This window comes from Shewanella pealeana ATCC 700345 (assembly GCF_000018285.1).
In the GTDB taxonomy this organism is placed as follows: domain Bacteria; phylum Pseudomonadota; class Gammaproteobacteria; order Enterobacterales; family Shewanellaceae; genus Shewanella; species Shewanella pealeana.
Genome location: NC_009901.1, coordinates 2,990,722 through 3,016,383, shown reverse-complemented (window position 1 = coordinate 3,016,383; position 25,662 = coordinate 2,990,722). Strand labels below are relative to the sequence as shown.

At 44.4% G+C, this 25,662-nt stretch carries 23 protein-coding genes and 1 other annotated feature; of the genes, 11 read left to right on the top strand and 12 right to left on the bottom strand.

Annotated elements, in window-relative coordinates; all coding sequences use genetic code 11:
• Positions 1-116: 116 nt before the first annotated feature.
• A complete protein-coding gene (locus tag SPEA_RS13080) occupies positions 117-1,613 on the bottom strand; it encodes a methyl-accepting chemotaxis protein (RefSeq protein WP_041410957.1) in 1,497 nt (498 codons plus the stop codon).
• Positions 1,614-2,057: 444 nt separating this feature from the next.
• Here SPEA_RS13080 and pheS point away from each other — a divergent pair, with 444 nt between their 5' ends.
• The 4 genes from pheS (at position 2,058) to lpxM (ending at position 6,762) form a co-directional block, all read left to right on the top strand.
• Positions 2,058-3,041 carry a phenylalanine--tRNA ligase subunit alpha gene (pheS, locus tag SPEA_RS13075; RefSeq protein ID WP_041410956.1) on the top strand — a complete coding sequence of 328 codons (984 nt, stop codon included), beginning with the start codon at positions 2,058-2,060 and terminating at the stop codon, positions 3,039-3,041.
• Positions 3,042-3,057: 16 nt separating this feature from the next.
• Positions 3,058-5,445, top strand: a complete 2,388-nt coding sequence (gene pheT / locus SPEA_RS13070) for a phenylalanine--tRNA ligase subunit beta (RefSeq protein ID WP_012155698.1) — start codon at positions 3,058-3,060, stop codon at positions 5,443-5,445.
• Between the two features lie 4 nt (positions 5,446-5,449).
• Entirely contained in the window at positions 5,450-5,746 is a 297-nt protein-coding gene (gene ihfA, locus SPEA_RS13065) for an integration host factor subunit alpha (RefSeq protein WP_012142935.1), read from the top strand.
• 77 nt (positions 5,747-5,823) lie between these two features.
• Positions 5,824-6,762, top strand: a complete 939-nt coding sequence (lpxM, locus tag SPEA_RS13060; RefSeq protein WP_012155697.1) for a lauroyl-Kdo(2)-lipid IV(A) myristoyltransferase — start codon at positions 5,824-5,826, stop codon at positions 6,760-6,762.
• 98 nt (positions 6,763-6,860) lie between these two features.
• Here the strand turns inward: lpxM and SPEA_RS22780 are convergent.
• The 10 genes from SPEA_RS22780 to hisG form a co-directional block, all read right to left on the bottom strand.
• Positions 6,861-8,095, bottom strand: a protein-coding gene (locus SPEA_RS22780; RefSeq protein ID WP_086024287.1) for an IS3-like element ISSpe1 family transposase whose coding sequence is annotated in 2 segments (ribosomal slippage) — positions 6,861-7,738 and positions 7,738-8,095 — 1,236 coding nt in all. Because the reading frame shifts where the segments join, the coding sequence is not laid out codon by codon here.
• 103 nt (positions 8,096-8,198) lie between these two features.
• Entirely contained in the window at positions 8,199-9,302 is a 1,104-nt protein-coding gene (locus SPEA_RS13045) for a phosphoribosylaminoimidazolesuccinocarboxamide synthase (RefSeq protein WP_012155696.1), read from the bottom strand.
• Positions 9,303-9,543: 241 nt separating this feature from the next.
• On the bottom strand, positions 9,544-10,182 hold the full coding sequence (hisIE, locus tag SPEA_RS13040; protein WP_012155695.1) for a bifunctional phosphoribosyl-AMP cyclohydrolase/phosphoribosyl-ATP diphosphatase HisIE: 639 nt from the start codon (positions 10,180-10,182) through the stop codon (positions 9,544-9,546).
• A gap of 35 nt (positions 10,183-10,217) precedes the next feature.
• Complete coding sequence (gene hisF, locus SPEA_RS13035; RefSeq protein WP_012155694.1) at positions 10,218-10,991, bottom strand: imidazole glycerol phosphate synthase subunit HisF; 774 nt, start codon at positions 10,989-10,991, stop codon at positions 10,218-10,220.
• Positions 10,973-11,710: a 1-(5-phosphoribosyl)-5-[(5-phosphoribosylamino)methylideneamino]imidazole-4-carboxamide isomerase gene (hisA, locus tag SPEA_RS13030; RefSeq protein ID WP_012155693.1), complete on the bottom strand. Its 738-nt coding sequence runs from the start codon at positions 11,708-11,710 to the stop codon at positions 10,973-10,975. The genes hisF and hisA overlap by 19 nt, the downstream gene beginning before the upstream one ends.
• On the bottom strand, positions 11,707-12,450 hold the full coding sequence (gene hisH / locus SPEA_RS13025; protein WP_012155692.1) for an imidazole glycerol phosphate synthase subunit HisH: 744 nt from the start codon (positions 12,448-12,450) through the stop codon (positions 11,707-11,709). The genes hisA and hisH overlap by 4 nt, the downstream gene beginning before the upstream one ends.
• The gene (hisB, locus tag SPEA_RS13020) at positions 12,447-13,541 is read right to left on the bottom strand and encodes a bifunctional histidinol-phosphatase/imidazoleglycerol-phosphate dehydratase HisB (RefSeq protein ID WP_012155691.1); all 1,095 of its coding nucleotides are present in this window, start codon (positions 13,539-13,541) and stop codon (positions 12,447-12,449) included. Before hisB ends, hisH begins: the two co-directional genes overlap by 4 nt.
• Before the next feature lie 87 nt (positions 13,542-13,628).
• Positions 13,629-14,684 (bottom strand): histidinol-phosphate transaminase, encoded by a 1,056-nt coding sequence (gene hisC / locus SPEA_RS13015; RefSeq protein WP_012155690.1) that lies wholly within the window; start codon positions 14,682-14,684, stop codon positions 13,629-13,631.
• Positions 14,681-16,009 carry a histidinol dehydrogenase gene (gene hisD, locus SPEA_RS13010; protein ID WP_012155689.1) on the bottom strand — a complete coding sequence of 443 codons (1,329 nt, stop codon included), beginning with the start codon at positions 16,007-16,009 and terminating at the stop codon, positions 14,681-14,683. Before hisD ends, hisC begins: the two co-directional genes overlap by 4 nt.
• Before the next feature lie 4 nt (positions 16,010-16,013).
• Positions 16,014-16,913: an ATP phosphoribosyltransferase gene (gene hisG / locus SPEA_RS13005; RefSeq protein WP_012155688.1), complete on the bottom strand. Its 900-nt coding sequence runs from the start codon at positions 16,911-16,913 to the stop codon at positions 16,014-16,016.
• 56 nt (positions 16,914-16,969) lie between these two features.
• Positions 16,970-17,089: a sequence feature (His leader region), on the bottom strand.
• Positions 17,090-17,473: 384 nt separating this feature from the next.
• On the opposite strand from hisG, the gene yoaA reads away from it, so the two are divergent.
• Complete coding sequence (gene yoaA / locus SPEA_RS12995) at positions 17,474-19,399, top strand: DNA repair helicase YoaA (protein ID WP_012155687.1); 1,926 nt, start codon at positions 17,474-17,476, stop codon at positions 19,397-19,399.
• On the opposite strand, the gene SPEA_RS12990 is transcribed toward yoaA, so the two are convergent.
• A complete protein-coding gene (locus tag SPEA_RS12990; RefSeq protein ID WP_012155686.1) occupies positions 19,392-19,817 on the bottom strand; it encodes a hypothetical protein in 426 nt (141 codons plus the stop codon). The genes yoaA and SPEA_RS12990 overlap by 8 nt on opposite strands.
• A 364-nt stretch (positions 19,818-20,181) precedes the next feature.
• On the opposite strand from SPEA_RS12990, the gene tsaB reads away from it, so the two are divergent.
• From tsaB to fadD, 6 genes are all read left to right on the top strand, one after another.
• Complete coding sequence (tsaB, locus tag SPEA_RS12985) at positions 20,182-20,898, top strand: tRNA (adenosine(37)-N6)-threonylcarbamoyltransferase complex dimerization subunit type 1 TsaB (protein WP_012155685.1); 717 nt, start codon at positions 20,182-20,184, stop codon at positions 20,896-20,898.
• A 48-nt stretch (positions 20,899-20,946) separates the two neighbouring features.
• Complete coding sequence (locus SPEA_RS12980) at positions 20,947-21,255, top strand: hypothetical protein (RefSeq protein ID WP_012155684.1); 309 nt, start codon at positions 20,947-20,949, stop codon at positions 21,253-21,255.
• On the top strand, positions 21,248-21,961 hold the full coding sequence (locus SPEA_RS12975) for a M50 family metallopeptidase (RefSeq protein ID WP_012155683.1): 714 nt from the start codon (positions 21,248-21,250) through the stop codon (positions 21,959-21,961). The genes SPEA_RS12980 and SPEA_RS12975 overlap by 8 nt, the downstream gene beginning before the upstream one ends.
• A 75-nt stretch (positions 21,962-22,036) precedes the next feature.
• A complete protein-coding gene (locus SPEA_RS12970) occupies positions 22,037-22,867 on the top strand; it encodes a class I SAM-dependent methyltransferase (protein ID WP_012155682.1) in 831 nt (276 codons plus the stop codon).
• A gap of 8 nt (positions 22,868-22,875) precedes the next feature.
• Positions 22,876-23,751, top strand: coding sequence for an alpha/beta fold hydrolase (locus SPEA_RS12965; RefSeq protein WP_012155681.1), 876 nt, complete (start codon positions 22,876-22,878; stop codon positions 23,749-23,751).
• Positions 23,752-23,937: 186 nt separating this feature from the next.
• On the top strand, positions 23,938-25,605 hold the full coding sequence (gene fadD / locus SPEA_RS12960) for a long-chain-fatty-acid--CoA ligase FadD (protein WP_012155680.1): 1,668 nt from the start codon (positions 23,938-23,940) through the stop codon (positions 25,603-25,605).
• Positions 25,606-25,662: the final 57 nt, after the last annotated feature.

Genomic DNA, 25,662 nt, shown 5'->3' with positions numbered 1-25,662 from the left:
GAGCTAATTATATAAGTCTTGTTGTTTTTTTGTAAAATAAACAAGGTGTTTTAGTGCGTGAAATTTATTTAGAATCAAAAAAGCAGCCAAGTGGCTGCTTTTAATATTGCTATTAACTAGACCTTTAAGCCAATAAGCAGTTTATCCAGCTGTTCGGCAGTTGCATGCAGTTCATTACAGCTTGATACCGACTGATTTGCAGATTGTTCTACATCGTGAGATTGATTGCGAATACCCATAAGATTGGTGGCTATCTCGTTTGCGACAGAGGACTGCTCTTCGGCTGATGTGGCAATCAACTCACTCATTTCGAAGACTTTGGCGCTATGGTGAGCAATGCCTTCCAAGTCTTTTCCCGTATCGAGTACATGCTTCTTACCTTCTTCGGCTTTTTCTACGGTGCGATGCATGACTTGCTTGAGGTTACGGGCCCCGGATTGTAGTGCTTCAATCATGGTTTTTATCTCAACAGTTGCAGCTTGAGTTCGACCTGCAAGGGTTCTAACCTCATCGGCGACTACTGCAAATCCACGGCCTTGTTCACCCGCTCGCGCCGCCTCAATGGCTGCATTCAAGGCTAATAAGTTAGTCTGCTCAGAAATAGCATTAATTGTGGAGACCACTTCATCAATTTTTGCGGCATTTTCATTGAGCTGGTTTACCGCTTCAGAGGCATCGCCAATTTCCATCGCTAATCCACCAATCGCTTCAACTGTAATGGCGATATCTCGAGAGCCTGCATCGACCTGGATATTGGCTTCTTGGGTTTCAGTGGAAGACAACTCAGCATTACGAGCGACTTCTGATACCGCGGCTGTCATCTGTTCCATAGCCGTTGCTAATGAGTCGATATGCTGGCGCTGATTCATTGCTAAAGATTGTCCTTCCTCTGCAGTATTTCTAAAGGCTTGAACTACATTGCGAATTTGTAAGCTGGCGTTAGTGACTTCGCTAACGAGTTTATGTTGACGCTCGACCAAGGTATCTATGCTTATTGCAAGGATACTGAATTCATCTTTTACTTCAAAAAAGTTAAGCCGACCGGTTAAATCACCCTCAGCAGCTCTCTTTAGTGCCATGACATTGGTGTAAAGTGCGCCGCCAACAAAACTTGAAATATAGTAACTGACTATAAGGATAATCAAGATCAATAGGCTGGTTGCAACATAGGCCAGATATTCATTATGACTGCTAGTATTTTGCTCTGTGCTTAACACGGTAATGATGCCTTGTGAGCCACTAGAGCTGACACTTTCGATCTTATCCCCTGTGATATTAGCTTCACCGCCTTTAGCGGCGATAGCCGTTAATTGATGGGGCGCATTTTGCTGTTGATAGATAGACAGTTTGCCTTGTATGGCACCCAAGAATGCCTGCTTGTTTTCTTCGGGAATATATTGATAGGCAACGTTGAGTGCTTCATTGAACGTCTGGTTGAATTCATGGGTTTGAGTGACTTGGCTATCGAGTAGGTTTTGTCTGTACTCGCTGTTTAGCAACGCTGATAAACCTAAGAGGGTGATGATGGGGATTATAGCTAATAATGCAAACTTTGTTTTAAGTGTCATGTGGATAAGGTATTTATCCACCCAGCGGAACTTAACTTCTTTCATCATATTCTCTTTATTATAATCGCGACGACTTAGTTACTTATCGGAATGCTTGGCTGTTTCCTTAATTATTTTTTTACAATAAAGGCCAGTTTGTTGACTTTTCACTCGATGTTAGGGGTAAGTTATTGATTAAGAGTGGTCAAGATTTTCACCAAGTGATTTCAGCAATCATTGGACGGGGAGAGCTTGGTTGAAGTCTTAGTTAGCTGAGGCGGGCTCTGTGGGTGAGAGGTTAAAAGTACACATAATGGATAATGCGAAGCTGATTTAGCGAAAGCTTGTATAAGGACTAAGCAAAATAGGCAGTTAGCACGGAAAAAAGTGAATTAGCCCTAGTCAAACGCCCCTGTCTAACGTAAAATTTTAGTCTTTTTCTATTTTCACAAAGAAAATACGTTAGCCCAAAAGTCGTAGGTCTAGGACTTACTTGCACTGGAAGAGATGATGTCACAGTTAACAGAGATCGTAGAACAGGCTTTAGCCGCCATCGAAGGAGCTGCAGATTTAAAAGCTCTCGATGACCTCCGTGTCGATTACCTTGGTAAGAAAGGTCAAATCACCGACATGATGAAAATGATGGGGAAACTTCCTCCAGAAGAGAAACCTGCTTTTGGTCAAGCCGTGAACCAAGCTAAGCAAGCGGTTCAGCAGCAGCTTTCTATTCGCATTGAAGGTCTGAAAGCTGCTGAGTTAGAAGCCCAGCTAAAAGCAGAAAGCATCGATGTGAGTCTTCCTGGTCGTCGTATCGAGAACGGTGGTTTACACCCAGTTACTCGTACTATTGAACGTATTGAAGCTTTCTTCGGTGAGCTTGGTTTTGTCGTTAAAGACGGACCTGAAATCGAAGATGATTTTCATAACTTTGACGCGTTAAACATCTCTGAGCATCATCCAGCTCGTGCCGATCATGATACTTTCTACTTTAATCCTAAAGTGATGTTACGTACGCAAACCTCTGGTGTGCAGATCCGTACCATGGAGCACGAGAAGCCACCATTACGTATTATCTCTCCAGGCCGTGTATATCGTAACGATTACGACCAAACTCATACGCCAATGTTCCATCAGGTGGAAGGTTTACTGGTTGCTGAAAACGTAAACTTTGCTGAGCTTAAAGGCATCTTGCACGACTTCCTACTTAATTTCTTTGAAGAAGATTTAGAAGTGCGTTTCCGTCCATCTTACTTTCCGTTTACTGAGCCTTCAGCCGAAGTTGACGTAATGGGGAAAAACGGTAAGTGGTTAGAAGTATTGGGTTGCGGCATGGTACATCCAAACGTACTGCGTAGCGTTGGCATCGATCCTGAGAAGTACTCTGGCTTTGCATTCGGTATGGGCGTTGAGCGTCTTTCAATGTTGCGTTATGGCGTTAACGACTTACGTTCATTCTTCGAAAACGATCTACGCTTCCTGAAGCAATTTAAATAAACGGAGCTGTAATAGCATGAAATTTAGTGAATCTTGGCTTCGTGAGTGGGTTAACCCAAGCGTTAATCGTGAAGAGTTAGCACACCAAATTACTATGGCCGGTCTTGAAGTTGACGGCATTGAGCCAGTAGCTGCCGAGTTTAGCGGTGTAGTTGTCGGTGAAGTCGTTGAGTGTGGCCAGCATCCAGATGCAGACAAATTACGCGTAACTAAAATCAATGTCGGCGGCGAAGAGCTAATCGACATCGTATGTGGTGCGTCAAACTGTCGTCTAGGTCTTAAGGTTGCAGTCGCTATGGTTGGCGCTGTGCTACCAGGTGATTTCAAAATCAAAAAAGCCAAACTACGTGGACAGCCATCATTTGGTATGTTGTGCTCATTTGGCGAGCTTGGTGTAGATATTGAAAGTGACGGCATTATTGAATTGCCACTTGACGCACCTGTTGGCCAAGACGTACGTGAATTCTTAGATCTAAACGATGCCATTATTGATGTCGATTTAACGGCTAACCGTGCAGATTGTCTAGGTATGGCAGGTCTTGCTCGTGAAGTAGGCGTGTTAAACCGTCAATCGGTTACTGAACCGACTTGGGATGCGGTTGAAGCGACAATTGCTGATGCAGTTACCGTTGATATTCAAGAACCTCAAGAGTGTGGTCGTTACTTAGGCCGCGTTATCAAGAATGTTAACGTTAAGGCTGAATCACCACTATGGATGCAAGAGAAATTGCGTCGTAGCGGTATCCGCTCTATCGATCCTATCGTCGATATTACTAACTATGTATTGATTGAGTTTGGTCAACCAATGCACGCATTTGACTTAGCTAAGTTAGATGGCGGTATTGTGGTTCGTAAGCCCAACGGCGAAGAGAAACTGACTCTACTTGATGGCAATGAAATCACTATTCCTGAAGGTATGTTGATCATTGCTGACCACGCTAAGCCATTGGCTCTAGCGGGTGTATTTGGTGGTGAGCACAGCGGTGTGACCACAGAAACCACTGATATCGTACTTGAGTGCGCTTACTTTGCACCGCTAGCTATCTTAGGCAAGGCACGTAAGATTGGTCTGCATACTGATGCATCACACCGTTTCGAACGTGGTGTTGACCCAGAGCTACAACAGAAGGTTATGGATCGTGCTAGTCGTTTAGTGCTAGAGATCTGTGGTGGTGAAGCTGGCCCAGTTGTTGAAGCAAAGTCTGAAGAGAATCTACCTAAGCCTGTACAGATCGTATTGCGCCGTAGCAAGCTAGATAAGACTTTGGGTCATCATATTGATGATGCTGAAGTTAAAGAAATTCTAGAGCGTTTAGGTTTCATCGTCGTAGTGAGTGAAGGGCTGTGGAATGTAACCACGGCAACTTACCGCTTCGATATGGCAATAGAAGAAGACTTGATTGAAGAAGTTGCCCGTATTTACGGTTACAACAACATTCCAAATATCGCGCCTATTGCTCATTTAAGCATGTCTGACCATAAAGAGTCGAACATCAACATTAAGCGTGTTCGTAGCATGCTGGTTGCTCGAGGTTTCCAAGAAGCTGTGACTTATAGCTTTGTGGATCCGAAGCAGCAAGAGTTGATTCACCCAGGTGCAGAGGCGATGATTCTACCGAATCCAATTTCGGTTGAAATGTCTGCTATGCGTCTGTCTATGTTCACCGGTCTTTTGACTGCAGTTGGTTATAACCAAAGCCGTCAGCAAAACCGTGTCAGACTGTTCGAAACAGGTCTACGTTTTGTACCAAATGAAACAGCAGAGTCTGGTGTGTCACAACAACCTATGCTTGCTGCTGTTATTGCCGGTAACCAAAATGACGAGCATTGGACAATGGAGTCAAAAACCGTTGACTTCTTTGACCTAAAAGGTGACTTAGAAGCAGTCATCGGTTTGACTGTTGCTGATGCTGAATTTAGTTTCAGACCAGCAACTCATCCAGCGTTACATCCGGGGCAATGTGCTGAAATCTTAAGAGATGATCGCGTTATTGGTATCATAGGTACGGTTCACCCAAGCCTAGAGAAGCCATTTGGCCTAAACGGAAAAACAATTATTTTCGAGCTAGAATTAGACGCTTTATTGCACGCTAATTTGCCGCTAGCCCAGACTGTATCTAAGTTTCCAGCTAACCGCCGTGATATCGCCATCGTAGTTGATGACGCTATTGCAGCGAATGATGTTGTAAAAATGATAAGAAAAGTTGGCGAAAATCAGTTGGTTGGCATAAACTTGTTCGATGTATACCGAGGTAAAGGTGTAGAGGAAGGCAAAAAGAGCCTTGCAATAGCACTCTTATTACAAGACAACGCTCGTACACTGGAAGAAAAAGAAATCGCTGAGATGGTAGACGTCGTGGTTTCTGCTCTGAAAGACGAGTTCAACGCATCGTTGAGGGACTAAAAGTATGGCACTTACCAAAGCCGAAATGGCAGAACATCTTTTTGAAACGCTAGGTATCAACAAGAGAGTAGCGAAAGAGATGGTTGAGACGTTTTTCGAAGAAATTCGTCAAGCTCTTGAAAGTGGTGAGCAGGTCAAGCTGTCTGGCTTTGGCAACTTTGACCTGAGGGATAAGAATCAAAGACCGGGAAGGAACCCAAAGACGGGAGAAGATATCCCAATTTCGGCACGCCGTGTAGTGACGTTCCGTCCGGGACAGAAGCTTAAAAGCCGTGTCGAAGAGGCTAACGCAAAGAAATAATTGCTTTAGCACTGTAATGAAGAGGCCACTCAATTGAGTGGCTTTTTCTGTTTCCATTTGCTGTAGAGGTTTTATCCTTGTCTAGAAAGCCGAAGTATTTTGACCGACGTTTTAAGCTTAGTTTGTTGCACCCAAGATATTGGTTAACCTGGGTCGCCATTCTAGTGCTGGTGGTATTTGGTCTTATGCCTGCAAGGTTAAGGGATCCAATCGCCCGTACACTGGCTAAATTAGTGATGAAAATTGCTAAGAAGCCAATTAAGGTTGCTAGGGCAAATTTGACCACTTGTTTCCCTGAAAAATCAGCCGATGAGATTGAAGCGTTAGTTAAAGATAACGTCGAAAACTTTGTGATGATCTTGCTGGCACAATCAGAATTGATGTTAAAGTCTCGTGCTCATATGAGACGTCGAGTGCAGCTGCATGGATTTGAGCATGTTGAGAATGCACGTGCAGCGGGTCAGCCAGTGATTTTTATCATGCCGCATGTATGGGGGATTGAATACGCAGGTTTAAGGCTGAACATCGATTTACCTATGGTTTCGATGGCTAAGGCTCACAAGAATGATCTGTTTAACTGGTTTAATAACCGTATGCGTAGCTCCCAAGGCGGCAATATTTATATGCGTGAAGCAGGGATCAGAGCCTTGCTTACCGAGCTTAAGCAAGATAACAGCTTCTTTTACCTACCCGATGAAGATCTTGGGCGAGATAAGAGTATCTTTGCGCCCTTTTTAGGTACCACTAAGGCGACATTACCTGTTGTAGGCCGTTTAGCTCAGGCCGGTAACGCCCAAGTTATGCCGGTCAAGATTGGCTATGATCAAGTTAAGCGCCATTTTGATTTAACTGTGATGCCTGCAATCTCCCCTGAAACCATGCAGGGTAAAGAAAATGAAGCCATTGCGTTGAATAAGGCGGTAGAGCAGGTGATCTTAGCTTACCCAGAGCAGTATATGTGGTTTTTAAAGGTATTAAAGACACGACCTGAAGGCGAAGAGTCTATCTATAAGTAGTCTTTTCAATAAATTGTTGCAGCCGATAACTTGTCTGGTTTTGGGTTTTAGGGCAGTACATATTGATGTCCCGTCCTGAAATAGGTTGACGGTTTTTACTAGACCAGTAGCTTCTGCTGCTGGTCTTTTTTATGCACTTGATTAGGTGTTTTCATACCCAAGCTTAAGTGCGGTCTCAGCTCATTGTATATAAAAATTGACTCCTCAACGAGTTGCTTTAACTCATTAAGGTTGCAGCAAGGAGATAATAGAAACTCTTGCTTTAATATCCCATTTATACGTTCTGCTAGTGCGTTTTGGTAGCAGTCATATCCATCGGTCATTGATGCGCGGATGTCACTTCTTTGCAACGCTAACTGATAAACGGCAGAGCAATACTGTAACCCTCTGTCTGAGTGATGCACTGCTCGATGTTGATACTGCCGATTACTTATCGTCATTTCTAACGCTTTGACTACGTCTGTAGCTTTCATTTCATTACTTAATTCATATCCCATTATTTTACGACTGAACGCGTCAGTTACCAATGATAGATAATGTATGCCTTGCTCTGATTGCACATATGTTATATCACTAACAAACACCTCTTCAGGTGCTGTTGGCACTAACTCTTTCAGTAAATTTGGATGTTTCTTCATCCAATGTTTACTGTTAGTCGTCTTGGTATAATTACGCTTAGGTTTGACTAACAAGCCTTCACTTTTCAAGTAACTAAAGAAGTTATCGCGCCCAAGTTTAATCCCTTTCTCGATGAACTTAGGTTTAAGTAAAAAGTAGAGTTTCTTGCCACCAATCCGAGGCATAAACCGACGGATATCTAGTATCATCGCTCTTACAGGGGCTAACTCCATTGCTCTACAATTCGCTCTTCGTTCTCTTTGATAGATAGCTTGTCTTGTTATACCCAGAAGCTTACAAGCGCGATTTAAGCTCGTTACTTTCTGTTTTTGAAGACTTCTCGCTCCCTGGCTAAGTACTTTTTTCTAAGGCCAGCTCCATATTCTGCATCAATAATATCAACGGCTTCATTGAGTAATAGATTACGTAAGTGCTCATCTTCCAGCTCTTTTTCAAGGCGCTTAATCTTTTGAGCTGGGGTTTCTTTAGCTTTAGTTGTTTTTGGCATAGTCATTCTCACTGGTTGAGTCCAGTCCATCTTACCGTGCTTTCTAAGCCAAGTAAGTACCGTGGAGCGACCTTGGATGCCATAGGTTGTTTGAGCTTGTTTATAAGTCATATCGCCTTTTTCTACGGCAGCTACAACTTGTAATTTAAAGCCTAACGAATAATCTCGCTGTGTTCGCTTAACGCGGGCTGGTATTGGTGTAGTCATTATAAAGTCCTAAATGTGTAAACACATTTCAGGACAAGACATGATTAATAAAAAAGCCGCAATTGATATTGCGGCTTTTTTATTACAATTGTCTTCTCATCGATTAAACGATAAGTTGATACTCGTCGCGCAAGATATCGATGATTTCCTGCTTAGGATTGTCACTGATATGCAGCTTCTTGCCGATGATCTTCTCAGCAATACCCACATAAGTATTAGAGATATCCATCATCACAGATTCTGGTAACTTGTTATCACTTGCAAGTGCGAAACGCTCCACCATGCGATTTTTGTTTAACAAGATATCTGGATCTGGGAAGTGATTAAGTAGCCATTGTCTAAAGCCTTCTTTAGATTGCTCGATGATCTTACCATCACGGTGCGATGAACCATCCCAAATACGAGAGCTATCTGGCGTACCCACTTCATCCATATAAATGAGCTTTTCATTACCAGCAGCATCATTGACATAGCCAAACTCAAACTTGGTATCGACAAAAATCTGATCGTGCTCAGCCAGTGCGTCGCTAATCACGTCAAAGCCTTCTTTAAGCAGTTTCTCGTAAAGATCGATATCAGACTCATTACTGAAATTAAAGCCTTTAACGTGGCGCTCAATGTCGCTGCGCGATACGTTTACATCATCAGCTTCAGGCACGCCTTCAAGACCCGTTAATACACCTTTAGTCGATGGTGTGATCAGCAGTTCTGGGAGTTTCTGATCTTTCTCTAGGCCTTCAGGGATAGTAATACCACAGAACTCACGCTCACCTTTGGTGTATGAACGCCACATTGAGCCAGTAATGTACTGGCGTGCAATGGCTTCAATCATCACCGGACGGGCTTTTTGCACTATCCATACGAGTGGGTGAGGGATATCAAGGATATGGCTATCGGCAAGCCCCTTGTCTTTGAAAAGTTTAAACCAGTGATTTGAGATGGCATTAAGCGCCGTACCTTTACCAGGAACGCCATTTAAGCCATTTTCACCTTGCCATACGCAATCAAATGCTGAGATACGGTCACTGATCACCATAATGGCAAGTGGAGCATCGGCTGGTACATCGTAACCTTTATCTTTAATTAACCGAGCGCTATCTTCTTCGGTTAACCAGTAAACACTGCGGACCTTGCCTGAGTGAACAGGTTTGTCGGTACGAATTGGGAGGTTGTCATTTACGACTAAAACTTTATCTGCAAGATTCATAGGGCACACTTTTATTATTGAGAAGCTTAATTTTAGTGGCGCAGATTGTAACAGAAGTTGTGGGTTGCAACACTAGGACAACGAGGATTTTACTCTTTGTAAAAACAGTGTTTTCTATAGTGTAAAATCGCCGGTTAAAGTGGAGGATAATTGAAAGATTATGCTGTTATGAATCGTTGCGACGGGTTAATTATCCCCAAAAATAAAGGGCGTAAATTTAGCTTACGCCCTTATCACTCGGCTACTTAGCCTTATTGTGTCTTTTCATCAGGTTTAAGTTGATATCTTGCATACTTAACTCTTGATCTTCTAACAGCACCAACAGGTGGTAGATGAGATCCGATGCTTCATCTATCAGCTCTGGCTTATCATTAGTCGCAGCGGCTAGCGCAGTTTCTAAGCCTTCCTCGCCGACTTTTTGGGCGATACGTTTGGTGCCTCTCTCAAACAGGTGAGCGGTATAGCTCGACTGTGGATCTTGGCCCTTACGTGATGCAATTAGACTAGTAAGGTTATCGATAAAGCTGTGAGCCTTGCCATCTTTCCAGCAGCTTTCGGTGCCTTTATGGCAAGTCGGCCCGTTGGGGATTACTTGTACTAACAGGCTGTCGTTATCACAGTCCATATCGATAGCAACTAATTCAAGCGTATTACCAGAGGTTTCCCCCTTGGTCCAGAGCCGTTGCTTGCTGCGACTAAAGAAGGTGACTTGTTTAGTCGATAGGCTCTTGTCTAACGCAGCTTTATCCATATAGCCTAACATCAAGACTTTACCGGTTAAAAAGTTCTGTACGACAGCAGGAACTAGGCCATCTGTTTTTTTCCAGTCCAATTGAGTGATTAGATCGCCGTATTGCTGGTTTTGCTTGGTACTTGTCATGTTACATCCTTAATTTGGGTCAAGGTCTCACTGAATTAGATCCGGACAGCAATATTTTTATCTTTTAGATACCGCTTTAGCGCCTGAATGTCGATGATCCCTTTGTGGAATACACTAGCCGCAAGTGCTGCATCGACATTAGCTAGGCTAAACACTTCTTCAAAGTGCTCCATGGTACCGGCCCCGCCAGAAGCGATTAATGGTACGTCACAGATGCTACGGATCATCGACAGTTGTTTAATGTCGTAACCTTGGCGTACGCCGTCTTGGTTCATCACGTTAAGTACTATTTCGCCGCAACCTTGCTTTTGCACCTCTTCTACCCAATTCTGTGTAAACCATTGGGTATCTTTAGTGGCAGACTCATCGCCAGTAAACTGTTTGACCATATAGCTGTCACTGCTGGCGTCATAATAAGAATCGATACCAATGACGATACACTGACGGCCAAATTCATCCTGTAATCGTGCAATTAGACTCGGATCGGTAAGCGCGGGTGAGTTGACAGATATTTTATCGGCACCAAAGGCGAGTTTTTCACGTGCTTGCTCAATGGTTCTAATACCGCCTGCCACGCAAAATGGGATATCGATGCGTTCAGCGACCCGGCTCACCCAAGATTTATCAATCACTCTATCGTGAGCGCTGGCGGTAATATCATAAAAGACCAGCTCATCGGCGCCTTCTTCTGCGTAGCGTTGGGCGAGGGGAACGATATCACCGACTATTTCATGGTTTCGAAATTGTACCCCTTTTACCACTTTTCCCTCTTTGACGTCGAGGCAGGGAACTATGCGTTTGGCCAACATGCAATAGCCTCCTCAACGGTAAACTGATTTATTAATAAGGCTTTTCCTATGATGATGCCTGTTGCACCACTTTGTTTTACCGCATTAACGTCGTCTAAAGTCGCTATGCCTCCTGAAGCCTGCCATTGGATCTCTGGATAGAGAGTCGCGATTTCATAATACAGCTCAGTATTAGCGCCCTTAAGGGTGCCATCACGGCTAATATCGGTCACTAAGGCATGTTTTAAACCGACGGACTTAAATTCTTCCACAAGTGATTCTAAGCTCTTACCGCCACCTGACTGCCAACCCGATACCGCGACAATCTTTTCGCCTTGTTCATTAATATTAACGTCTAAGGCTAGGCAGATAGCGTCACTACCATATTTGGTAAACCAACTTTTTACCAATTCAGGCTCTTTTACGGCCAATGAGCCGATAACCACACGGCTAACCCCAATCTCTAATAGTTCACTTAACTGGGCTTCGGTGCGAATGCCACCGCCGACTTGAATCGGGGTATCCAGATTATTGACTAACTCTGAAATGAGCGCAGTCTGACGTCTATCAGGCTCTTTAGCCCCGGTAAGATCGACGATATGCAGTAGGCTGGCACCTTGCTGCTGGTAAGACTTAAGCTGATCTAATGGGCTTAAATTAAAGGTGGTCTGCTGGGCATAATCCCCTTGATAGAGGCGAACAACTTGACCATCGATAAGATCGATTGCTGGAATAATCATAACTGCGCCTCTTGCTGGCCATACGCCAGTTGGTTATTTGTTGGACTGAACGTCGCTTGATCCATAGTCAGGAAGTTTTTAAGCATTCTTGCACCGACTTCCGCGCTTTTTTCAGGGTGGAACTGCAGACCGATAAAATTATCTTTGGCAATTGCCGCGCTAAATGTTTCTCCGTGCTGCGCCGTAGCGATAGTGTAATCACTGATTGGTGCTCGGTAGCTGTGGACAAAATACACATAACTGCCCGCTGTGATCCCGTCAAAGATGGGATGTGAGCCTGGCACTAGCTGATTCCAGCCCATATGCGGCAGTGGCAGTCCTTTGGTGTCGAGTAAATTGATATCAGTCGGTATGATATTGAGACACGGACAGTCTTCACTTTGGCTGCCACGTTCTTTAGATACTCTTGTCAGCATCTGCATGCCTAAACACACACCGAGTACCGGTTGGGTCAACTCAGGGATAAGTTGTACTAAGCCTTTGCTTTGTAAAGCGCTCATGGCAGCCGCAGCAGTGCCGACACCAGGCAAAATCACCCGCTCGGCAGCTCTTATCATCTCGATATCATCGGTGACAAATAGGCGCTCGCGCTCAATATCCGTCATTAGACGTTCGAAGGCGTAACGCACAGAGCTTAAATTGGCGCAACCTGTGTCGACAATAACGGTGTTGCCGACTATGGCTTTGTTATTGTTCAATGAACGATCATCGCTCAAGCCTGCTTTATCTTGTTGGCTCATAACACACCTTTACTTGATGGCAGCGCATCACCTTCTATCGCTACTGCTTGTCGAAGAGTACGACCAAGGACTTTAAATAAGCTCTCAACCTTGTGGTGATCATTATCACCTTGAGTGCTGATGTGTAGGGTGCAGCGTAGGCCATCGGCGAATGAGCGGAAGAAGTGCGGCACCATTTCAGTAGACAGCTGCCCCACAAGCTCACGGTCAAACTCGCCGTCAAACTTGATAAAAGGACGGCCAGATAAGTCTAATAGACAGCTAGCACTGGCTTCATCCATAGGAATTGCCTGCTGGAATACATCATTAGGTAGTGAGTTACCAAAGCGTGCAATGCCGCGTTTATCACCAAGGGCTTGTCGCAATGCATCACCGATAGCGAGCGCCGTATCTTCAACACTGTGGTGATCGTCAATCTCTAAGTCGCCATCGACCTGAACATCTAGCTTGAAATTACCGTGTGTCGAGATCTGTTCCAGCATATGGTCAAAGAAACCTATGCCTGTGTTGATCGCACCTTTATCTGCGGCGTCTAAATCAACAGTGACGCGGATATCGGTTTCTTTAGTGGTGCGAGTGACAGTTGCGCAGCGGTTCTTGTTCAGCAACTTAGCGGCAATAGCGTTCCAATTAAGCGTCTCAGGGTGGTATTGCAGCCCTAATATGCCCATTGAATCTGCAAGGCCAAGGTCAGTTTCACGATCGCCAATCACGGCTGACTGGGTAAAGTCTATCTTGCCAGAAGTCAGGTAACCTTTAACTAGGCCAAGCTTAGGTTTACGGCAGCTACAGTTTTCATCATCAAAGTGTGGGCAGATAAGCACGTCATCAAATAACACACCTTGGCTATTTAAGATCTGCATCATCATATCTTGCGGCGCGTCAAAATCATCTTTTGGGAAAGAAGGCGTACCAAGACCATCCTGATTACTGATCATGACCAGTCTGTAACCTGCATTCTGCAGCTTTAATAGCGCAGGGATCACATTTGGCTCAAACACGAGTTTAGCTAGACTATCGACTTGTTTATCTGTAACTGGCTCTTCGATTAGGGTGCCATCACGGTCGATAAATAAAATTTTCTGCTTCATAGCGGGTATACCTTTCAAATTTGCGCTTAACTAAATCAATACCAGTCAAGCTATCGTTATTTTTTAATTATTAGCTTTCTAGCTATTTTATTTTTGTTGAAACAGTTGAATGAGATAGTCTGTTTGTGCTTGATTAGTAAAGCTAAATCGAATTGCTTGGCTAAGGCGCGGGTCGCTATAACTTCTGGCGATAACTCCCGCTTGCGATAGCTTTTGCTGAACCTGTTGTTTATCTGCAAACTCGGCAAGTACATAGTTACCGTGTGCCTTTACGACCTTGGCACCATAGCGCTGTAATGCATTCGCTAACCTTAATCCCTGCTGCTTCATGTCATTGACTTGTCGGCTCATGGTTTCAAGTCCTGATGTGCTAAGCGCCTTTTCAGCCACAAGACTGACAGGAAGAGGCACAGGGTAGGGAGCGATAACTCGCATGCAGATATCAACAATATTAGGGTTAGCCAGTAAAAAACCGCACCGCGCTCCCGCCAATGCAAAAGCTTTCGACAGAGTGCGCAGAACCACAAGGTTGGGGAAAGTCGCGACTAAATCGGCGACGCTGAATTCGGGGCTAAATTCGATATAAGCCTCATCCACAACCACAATAGCATCTTGACAGTTGTTGATAACTTCAATCACCTTATCCCGCGCTATAACGCTACCCGTTGGATTATTAGGGTTGCAGATAAATACCAACTTGGCGCCGCTTACTTGAGAAAGGTAATCACTGGGTAGCTGAAAATCTTCGGTTAGTGATAACGCTTTCACCCCAACATTAAAGGTTTTCGCGCTGATGGCGTACATGCCATAAGTTGGGCCAAAAGTGGCGATACAGTCTTTGGCTGGTATACAAAAAGCACGGATCAGTAACTCAATCGCCTCATCGGCGCCGCGACTCGTAATGATGCTGTCAGTTGCGACCTTGCTGTAGTTGCTATAGGCATTAACAAGTTCTGGAGGCTGACATTCCGGGTAGCGGTTCAGCCCTTCAAGTTCACTATTATTAAATGGCGACTCGTTTGCATTGATCCAGATATCACCTTGACCGCCAATACGCCTTGCCGATTGATAGATCTGTAGATCGAGCAATTCAGGTCTGGCTAGGCGTTGAGCTAAGTTCAAGCCGTTAGTTGCAGTGTTCATAACTCCTCCTCATTACCGCTATTAGTGTCATCATCTGCACTAAGGCTTGCGAGTCGAATGGCTATGGCATTCTTGTGGGCATCGAGTAGCTCGGCTGCTGCCAGTGTCATTACGCTATCTGCAATAGTTTGTAGCCCTTTAGCATTGAGCTCTTGTACCGTGAATCTGCGGCTAAAGTCTGCCAGAGATAGGCTAGAAACGGTTTTGCTATAGCCGTAGGTCGGTAAGACGTGATTAGTACCGCTGGCATAATCGCCGACAGATTCTGGAGTATAAGCGCCTAAAAACACAGAGCCCGCGGCGCGAATATTGCGTAATACGTCTCTTGGTTGCTTAGTTTGAATGATGAGGTGCTCTGGCCCGTATTGGTTTGAAACCAGAGCCGCCATCTGTATATCATCAACAATCAAAGTACGACTACTCTTAAGTGCTGTCGTCGCTATCTCAGTGCGCGATAACTGCTTAAGCTGATTAGCAAGGGCTGTGTTGACCGCTTCTGCGAGCTCAGTTGAGTCGGTGACTAGCATGACCTGTGAGTCAGCACCGTGTTCAGCTTGAGATAACAGATCGGCGGCGACAAATTCAGCATTGGCTTGGCCATCGGCAATAATCAGTACTTCTGATGGGCCCGCAGGCATATCGATACTCACTGTGCAGCGATTATCTTGGCTGACGGCACGCTTTGCTTCGGTGACAAAACGATTTCCGGGGCCAAAAATTTTATCTACCTGTGGCAGAGACTCTGTGCCGAAGGCTAATGCAGCAATAGCTTGCGCGCCACCGACCTGATAGATCTCTTCAATGCCACACTCATTTGCCGCATAAATGATAGCGTCATTAATCGGTGGTGGGCTCACTAGAACGCGTTTGTTACAGCCAGCAATTTTTGCCGGTAGGGCTAACATGAGTACGGTTGATATAAGCGGCGCCGTGCCACCAGGGATATAGAGTCCGACACGCTCAATAGGCTCGGAGCGAAGCTCACAGCGGATGCCTGCCTGAGTCTCGATATCAACTTTTGGCTGTAACTGCGCCTGGTGAAACCGCTCTATGTTGTTTTTAGCCTGAGCGATAGCCTGTTTTAGACTTTCAGGCACCAGTTTACAGCTCTGCTCAATTTGTGTAGTCGTTAGCTTTAGCGTTTCTAGGTTTACCCCATCGAACTCACGGTTAAAGTCCTTTAGCGCCTGATCGCCGTTAGCTACAACGGCTTCGATGATCCTCGCTACATTTTGCTCAAGGCTGTTGTCACCAATTAATGGCGAGCGTTTCAGCGCCGCTAATTGCGCTTGTGGTGAGAGTGATTGCCAGTTGAGGATCTGCATGCTCTTACCCCATCATTTTTTCGATAGGCATGACCAGAATAGAGCTGGCACCTAACTGAGTTAATTGCTCCATGGTGTCCCAGAACAGATCTTCGGTGCTGACAGCGTGGATAGCGACACGGTTAGTATCATCATTTAGTGGCAATACTGTTGGGTTTTCAGCACCAGGTAGTAGGGCAACAATTTGCTCTAAGGTTTCTGTTGGCGCGTGTAGCAAGATGTATTTGCTCTCTTTTGCACGTACCACACCGTTGATGCGAGATAAGATTTTGTTGATAAGCGCTTGCTTGTCATCGGGTTGCGACTGAGTCGATTGAATGATGCAAGCCATAGAGCGGTAAATGACTTCGGTTTCGTAAAGGCCGTTTGCCTCAAGGGTGGCACCTGTTGAGACTAAATCACAAATACCGTCCGATAAACCTGCACGAGGTGCGACTTCAACTGAGCCCTTAAGCATACAATCACGGTAATTAATGCCTTGCTCTTGCATGTAGCGACGTAGCAGGTTGGGGTAAGAGGTGGCGATTCGAAGCCCTTCGAGTGAGCTTGCATCTTGGTATTCAAATTCATTAGGTACCGCTAAAGATAGGCGACAAGCACCAAAATCAAGTTCACGCAGCTTAACGCATTCAGCAGGTTTACCTAAGCTTTGACGCTCGATTTGTTCCTCTTCTAGTACATTTTCGCCAATGATCCCAAGGTCAACAACACCATCCATGACTAGGCCTGGAATATCGTCATCACGAACACGTAATAGATCAATTGGCATATTGTCAGAGTGGGCGATAAGACGTTGTTCATTGACGTTAAATTTAACGCCACAGCTCTTTAACAGTTTTTGTGATTCTTTTGATAAACGACCTGATTTTTGGATTGCGATACGTAATCTAGTTGACTCTGACATGGGGTACTTCCTATTAGTTAATTTAAAAATTCTTATAAAACAAGCTGTTAAGATAAAACCAAAAAACCCTTGGAATTCCTTCCAAGGGTTTTTGATATTTTTAAATCAACCGCCGGAAGGAAATAGTCCTTCGGCAGTGAGCTTCCGAAGGCTACCGCATATGGTGATGATGATGCATAGTGTTCAAAAGCTTTGTCATATTCGTTTCTCTCAATTTAAATCTGTGAGCTTAATAGCTCTGAATGCTCAAGGCTTGCTCGTTGAGCTAAGCGATTCGTTTATCTTGGTATTTAAATTAATCAGTTTTAAAAATGATTGCAACCTCTTATTTCTTCAGATGAGTAAACTTCATCTAAATGTCATTTTTGACTAAGGTTTGCCATAGCTAGCAGGTTTTGAAAGTTCTTTGTTCTGAAAACGAGACAATAGTTGGTGATGTTATGATTGGAATACTAGAGTGAACTGATAAAACTAAAGCTGATCTTGTAAAGCTAATTAAGATAAACTGCACCACACTTTGTAAAGCAAGCCATCTAGGCTAATTAAAGGTTCCCTACCTCTTGAGCGTTAGATTAACACAACAAGTCGCTGCTGCATTTTCAAGCCAAGGTGTATTAGCACAATCGATTAAAGGTTTCAGTCGTCGAGATGTGCAAGCCGAGATGGCGCACGCTGTAGCGGAGTCCATTCATAGTCGTAAAAAGTTGGTGGTTGAGGCTGGCACAGGTGTAGGTAAAACCTTTGCTTATCTTATTCCCGCGCTATTAAGTGGCAAGAAAATCATTATTAGCACCGGAAGTAAAAACCTGCAAGAGCAGCTATTTTACAAAGACTTACCAGCCTTGTCGGCCATGCTGAACCTAACGCCTAAAGTCGCTTTGCTAAAAGGGCGCAATAACTATTTGTGCCAGCATTTGATGGAGAAAGAGTTATCGGGTGCGAGTTCGATGGAGACTCAGGTATTAGACGACCTGCTCAGAATTAATCAGTGGGGAGGCCAAACGACTGACGGCGATATTGGTGGGTTGACGGCAGTAACAGAAAACTCTCCCGCGTTGCCGTTAATCGTCAGTAGTAAAGAGAACTGCATTGGTCAGCGCTGCGACTATTTTGATGAGTGCTTTACGCGTAAAGCCCGTAATCGAGCCATGAATGCTAAGGTTACCGTCGTCAATCATCATCTCTTTCTCGCCGATAGGATCATAAAAGAAACCGGTTTTGCCGAGCTATTACCCGATTCTGATGTGGTGATTTTTGACGAGGCGCATCTGCTTCCCGATATCGCCGTAACTTACTTTGGTCAGCAGTGTTCAACACGGCAACTCTCTGAGCTATTCGATAAGTTAATCGATATTTATCGTCAAGAGCTTAGAGATGCCAAGCAGATAGAAGCACTCAGTTCTCGTTGCGGCGCTATTTTAAACGAGTGGCATCAAATGTTGTTTGAACTGGGTGATAGCGATTGGCGCCGCCTATTAGGCAACAAAGAGCTGTCTGTGTTGTCGTGGGCTTTAATTAAAGAGATAAAAGTTCTGCAGAGTCTGTTGTTAGGCCATGTTGGACGCAGTGATAACTTAGACGACACAATTGTAAAACTGGAGCTTATTACAAATAAGTTAGAGCTATTTTTCTTATGTGAGAACAATCAGGCCGCTTACAGTATCGATTACGGCCATCGCTATTTAGTGTTGCGTATTGCACCTATTGATGTGGCTAAAGAGTGTCGCAAACTGTTTGAATCTGATGTTTCGTGGATCTTCACTTCGGCAACCTTGCAAATTAACCGTGATTTGAGCTTGTTTACCAGACAACTGGGCTTAACTCAGTGCCAAGAGATGTTATTAGAGAGTCCTTTTGATTACGCTAATAATGCGCTCTTTTGCGTGCCTCGGCATTTAGCCAGTGTGAGCAACCACCATGCTGCACTGTCACAATTTGTCGATGTCTGTGTTAAGGCGGTCAATGCCGCAAAAGGTCGGACTTTCATCCTATTTACAAGTCACAGAATGCTAAACCTTGTTGCGCCCGCGCTGCAAAGAAGGGTTTCTTATCCACTTTTGGTGCAGGGGCAGGCAGGTAAGCAGAGCTTATTGAAGAAGTATCGTCAGCTTGGTAATGCGGTATTGCTCGGTACTGGCGCCTTTTGGGAAGGGGTCGATGTACGTGGTCGTCTACTGAGTTGTGTGATTATCGATAAGCTGCCCTTTATCTCACCCGACGATAATTTGTTTCGAGCGCGAAGCGAAAGTATCGAGCGAGAGGGTAAAGATCCCTTCAGTGAAATATCCTTGCCACAAGCGGTGATCACGTTAAATCAGGGCGTTGGCCGTTTGATCCGAGATGAGAAAGACAAAGGCGTGCTTATTTTATGTGACAACAGAATCGTTAATAAGCCTTACGGACAGGCTTTTTTAAACTCTTTACCTCCGATGTCGAGAACTCGAGACTTAGATAAGGCGACAGCGTTTTTAGAGCGTATTAAGTGATCAACAAAATGGTCAAGTAGATGGCACTCAGTAAGATGAGCGCCATTAAACAGCGTCGCCGATAAGTTAGTCCTTGTGGATTGAGTAAGCTTGGAAACAGTAGAAAGTTTAATGGGTTAAATAGTGTTTTGTAGCTAATGATTGCGACCCCTGGATTTCGTCCACGATAGAGCATCTTGGAAAAATAATACAGGAAGCGAAATAGTAGTACTGGAAAGCTAATGTATATGAGCAGTGTTAGTGTCAGTTCAACGGTCATTTCAAATTCTGAAAAGGTTAACATCAGTCCTTTCTGCCAAGCTTCTTCTAGACTATTAGAAAGCCAGATCAGCATAAAGACGGTCATCAACATAGAAAAGAAGATGAACAATAGTGAGTAACGAAACAAACGCAACCAATCTATGTTGATCTGTCGCATTCAACCTCCCAAGCCTTGCCTTTGCTCTTAAAGTCATGAGCAAATCTCTTAATTAAATTTAGAGTAAATTTTCTGTTTTGGCGTACTTTATGAGTAATTAATCAAGCTCAATCGCTGTTTGTTAGCTTGAGGCAGTTTGTAATCTAGCAGGCTATTTCGACTAGCATTAGCGCATGGAAAAAGTAATTTGGCCTTAGAGCTTAATGCTTTGGCATTAGTTGGGGTATAATTGCCAAAATTGACATTAACCAAGTTGTACGTTGAAGTGTGGCTGGTTGAGCCTTTAATGATCGGCTGAAAGTGTGGCTTGTTTGCATTTTTTTCGACGTTAAATCATATAATTAATAGGTTTGGTAAGTAATTCATGACAAAAGATTCTAACGGTACGACACAGTTGAGCGTATTAGCGCTCGATACCTGCACTGAGTCGTGTTCTGCAGCGGTTAGCCATCAAGGCATTGTCTATAGTGAGCAAGCGGATGCGCCGCGTGAGCATAGTCAGCGTTTATTGCCTATGGTTAAATCGGTATTGGCTCAAGCTCAGCTAAAGCTGCAAGATGTCGATGTTATTGCTTACGGAAGAGGGCCAGGCAGCTTTACCGGTATTCGAATTTGTACCAGTATTAGCCAGGGGCTAGCGTTAGGTCAGGAGTTACCTGTTATTGGTATCTCAACGCTGGCGGCCATGGCACAATCGGCTATCGATAAAGGCGCTACTCAAGTGTTAGCCGCTATCGATGCGCGTATGGGGGAGATTTACTGGGGCCAATATATTTCGGTAGATGGGCTAGCTACCTTAGTGGATCAAGAAGTGGTCAGTGCTCCAGAGGCGATAGTGCTGAGCTTAGATGAGACTTCTACCATTGCTGCCTGTGGTACTGGTTTTGATGCCTATCCACAGTTAATCGAGCTGTTGCCTACCATTGAGCTCTGTGAGGCCGCTAAATTCCCAGAAGCTAGATACATGTTAGCACTGGCACAAGATGGCGTAGAGAAAGGCCAAACTACCTCTGTTGATGATTTAGCGCCAGTTTATCTGCGTGATACAGTCACATGGCAGAAATTACCAGGAAGAGAGTAGCCTTTACCGTTAAGGAAAGCATTTTCCGAGTAAATTAAGGACGATATAATGCAGATCAACACCAGTCAACTTACTGCTAATAAAGTTGAAGTTAACAAGTCTATCGCCTCAAGTCAGGCGAAAGCTGTCGTTACAGAGAGTGTTGAGGCTGCATCGCCAATTAAAGCTCAGCAAGCAATAATCGTTAATGAGTATCATGAAGATGCAACTGCGCTTCAGTCACGGCTTGGTGCTCATGTTGAATATGAAAACCAAACGAGTGGCCAACGGGGCGCAGTGGCACAATACCTCATTAATCAGCATGCCGCTAAGCGAGAAGAGATCCAACAGATGGTAGGCATAGATACTTATGCCTGAACATCACTCTGCTGCGTTAGCTCCACACTCCTCCGGTGCACCGGGACGAACCCGTTTCTTGCTTGAACTTTTTATTGCCTTCTTAGTCACTCGCTTGCCCTTTATTAGCGTTCCCTTTAAGTGGTTAGAAAGTTATTTTCATGAGCTTTCTCATGGCCTCGCAACACTCATAAGCGGCGGTATGGTCAGTCATATACAGCTATTTCCTAATGGTGCAGGGCTCTGCTTTAGTCAAGGGGGGTGGCCGCTATTGATTGGCTTTGCTGGTTATTTTGGCGCGGCGTTGTGGGGCTATCTCATCTTTATGTTTGCTACTTGGCCCCGTGGTATACGCATTAGTTTCGCGATTCTTGGGGGCGTGGTGATCTTGACTATCTTACTCTGGGCACGAGATCTGCTGACCATTTCCATTTTAGTCATTTTGGCGGTGTTATTTTTATTGCCGCTAAAGCTTAAGCAAAACCAATTATTAGCAAGTAGCCTGAGGGTTATGGCCTTGATGATTATCCTAAATGCACTCGCAAGCCCCATGGTGTTATTAGGACTCGAAGGGCAGGGCGATGCAAACTTACTTGCGAGTCTGAGTTGGTTGCCTGCCTGGTTTTGGGTCGGTACATGGCTAGCCACAAGCGCTTTGATGCTCTTTTTATGTTGGCGAAGGGTTGATGACGCCGCAGAGAAACGCAGTCAAAAAATTAAAATGTAACGCCTTGTTTATGGCTGTTGTTTTTTTGTTAACTGACCTGTTAGTTTGATGCCTGTCATCAATAGGGGAATTACAATGAAAAAGACAATGTTAGCGGCAAGTATTTTGCTTGCAAGTACGTGTAGCCTATCGTTAAGTACTATGGTCAATGCACATAACCATGAGAATACAGCCTTACAAACTGCGGTAACTAGCGATTTTAGACAAGCTAAAAATAGCGCACGTGATCAATACCGCCATCCAGAACAAACTCTGAACTTCTTTGATATTAAGCCTAGCGATACCGTTATTGAACTGTGGCCCGGTGGCGGCTGGTACGCAGAAATTCTAGCGCCGTATTTAGCGAAAGAAGGCCATTATATTGCTGGTAACTTTGACACTCATCCTGCTGACGAAAAGGCGCGGAATAGTTACCGCCCGAAGGTTGGAAAAAAATTTGAAGCTTGGTTAAAAGAGAATAAGGCCAAAGTGGGCGGCGCAACGACCGTGACCTTTGAGCCACCGACTTACTACAGCATGGGTGATGAAAATAGCGCAGATGCGGTGCTAACTTTTAGAAACTTGCATAATTGGGCAATGAAAGGCTATTTAGAGCCTGTATTTGCCTCGGCATATAAAGTGCTAAAGCCCGGTGGCACATTCGGTATTGTTGAACACCGAGGTGAGCCAGATATGGATGCCAAAACAGGCTATATGGATCAGGCATCTGTGATTAAATTGGCTGAGAAAGCTGGTTTTAGTCTTGTTGCCAGTTCTGAGGTCAATGCAAATCCTAAAGACAGCAAAGACTATCCAAAAGGCGTTTGGACACTGCCTCCACGTTTAGCGCTTGAAGATCAAGACAAACAAAAGTATCTCGCTATCGGAGAAAGCGATAGAATGACGCTGAAATTTGTTAAAAAGTAAGACTATAGATGAGCTTAGTACGCGAGTTTGGTGATGAAGTTAGTATCCAGTTACCCCATATTAAGTTAGCAGGACGGCTATGGGGTAGTGCGGATAAACCACTGATATTGGCGCTGCATGGTTGGTTAGATAATGCCAACAGTTTTCAGCCTTTGAGTGAACATTTAACCGATTACCAAATTCTCGCTATCGATTGGCCCGGACACGGCGGCTCAGAGCATCGTCCGGGCGCATATCCCTTGCATTGGATTGATTATTTGTACGATCTCGATGCTTTACTCCAGAAGTTACCTAACATTCAAGCTCCAGTGGCAATTTTAGGTCACTCTCTTGGCGGGATCATAGCATCTGCGTATGCCGCTGCATTTCCTGATAGGGTTGAAAATTTGATCTTAATAGAGGCTTTATCTCCGCTCTATGAAGATGAATCTAAATCTAAAAATAGATTAGATAAGAGTTTTAGTGCTCACCGCAGGTTTCTCGCATCAATAGATAAACCCGCCAATGTTTACCGTGATATGGCTGTTGCTGTGCTCGCACGGCACAAATTAACCGCACTAGAGCTGCAATGGTGCGAATTATTGACCCAGCGCAATATGCAAATCTTCGATTCTGGGGTATGCTGGCGCAGTGATCCGCGCTTAAAATTAGACTCTCCTTTAAGACTGACATTTTCTCAAGTCGATGCCTTAATGCAAGCCCATAAAGTCAACACTCTATTAATTTCAGGTAACCGAGGTTTCTCTCAGTTACGTGAGGCGATCCCTATGGCAAATCGCTGGTTCAAGCGGTTACAGAGTGTAGAAATTGAAGGGGATCATCACCTTCATATGGGGAGCGCTGAGAAGGTGTCGAAGGTCATTAGTGTTTTCTTAAAAGGCTAAGCAAAAAAGAGGCTAGGATTTTTGTCTCATTTATGTGATGATAATCAAAATTTAAACGACCGTATGATTTGTCGGCGTTTCCAATAAATATAATGAATAGACAGTATGTTAGCTTGCTCATTGGCAAGCTGCTAACGACCATTGTGGTATTTTTTATGCCGCAGCTGGAGATATTAGGAGATTTTTGTGGACCAACTTTGGATTAATAATTTACCAGATGATGTGCCTTCTGAAATTGATGTTGAACAATATGCATCGCTTGTCGATCTGTTCGAAACATCGGTTAATAAATATGCGGATCAACCTGCGTTTGTGAATATGGGCGCAACTTTAACTTACCGCAAACTTGAAGAGCGTAGCCGAGCTTTTGCGGCTTATCTGCAAAATGATTTGAAGTTGAATAAAGGTGATCGGGTCGCCATTATGATGCCGAATTTGCTGCAATATCCTATTGCTCTGTTTGGTATTTTACGAGCGGGTATGGTGGTTGTTAACGTCAATCCATTGTACACCCCACGTGAACTTAAGCATCAGTTGACAGACTCAGGCGCGAAAGCGATTGTTGTCGTTTCCAATTTTGCTCACACCTTAGAGAAAGTGGTTGACGAAACACCAGTCGAAAGCGTCATCTTAACTGGGCTTGGTGATCTATTAAGTGCTCCAAAGCGCACCTTGGTTAACTTCGTCGTTAAGTACATCAAAAAGATGGTGCCTAAGTACCATTTGCCACAGGCAATCTCTATGCGTAAGGCGCTATATAAAGGTCGCCGTTTGCAGTATGTGAAGCCAAGCGTAAAAAAAGACGACTTGGCCTTCTTACAATACACTGGTGGAACGACGGGGGTGTCGAAAGGTGCCATGCTTAGCCACGGCAACGTTGTGAGCAACCTTTTACAAGCGGACGCAGCCTATGGTCCTTTGCTTGATAACGGAAAAGAGTTCGTAGTAACAGCATTGCCGCTATACCATATTTTTGCCTTAACGGTTAACTGTTTGCTATTTATCCATAAAGGCGCAAACAACTTGTTGATCACCAACCCAAGAGATCTGCCAGCCTTCATCGGTGAACTCGATAAGCATCCATTTACCGTGTTAACAGGCGTGAATACTCTGTTTAATGCCTTGGTGAACAATGAAGATTTCGCTAAGCTAAACTTCACAGAGCTTAAGCTATCAATTGGTGGCGGTATGGCGGTACAGCGCGCTGTTGCCGATAAATGGCAGGGGTTAACTAAAACCCGCTTGCTTGAAGGCTATGGCCTGACAGAAGCCGCGCCACTGGTTACCTGTTGTCCATATAACCTTGATGGTTACAATGGTTCAATCGGTTTCCCTGTTGCGAACACTGATATTCAAGTGCGTGACGATGAAGGTAATGTTTTGCCACAAGGTGAAATTGGTGAGCTGTTTGCCAAAGGTCCACAGGTGATGGTGGGATATTGGCAACGTCCTGAAGAAACCAGTAACGTCGTCGACAAACAAGGTTACCTGGCAACGGGTGATATCGGTTATATGGATGAAAAAGGCTACTTCTTCATTGTTGATCGTAAGAAAGACATGATCTTAGTCTCTGGATTCAATGTATTTCCGAATGAAGTTGAAGAAGTGGTTGCACTGCATCCAAAGGTGATCGAAGTCGCAGCTGTAGGCGTACCTCATGAAGTTTCAGGGGAGTTGGTTAAGGTGTTTGTGGTCGCAAACGACAAATCTTTAACCAAAGAGGATGTAATCAAGCATTGTCGCGTGCATTTGACGGGCTATAAGATCCCTAAGCTGGTAGAATTTAGAGATGAACTGCCTAAAACCAACGTAGGTAAGATCCTACGTAGGGAATTGAGAGATGAGGTCAAGTAAGACTAGCCTCGTCAGTCATTAAGTGGTGATTGCCACTTTTGATACACTAAAGCCGGC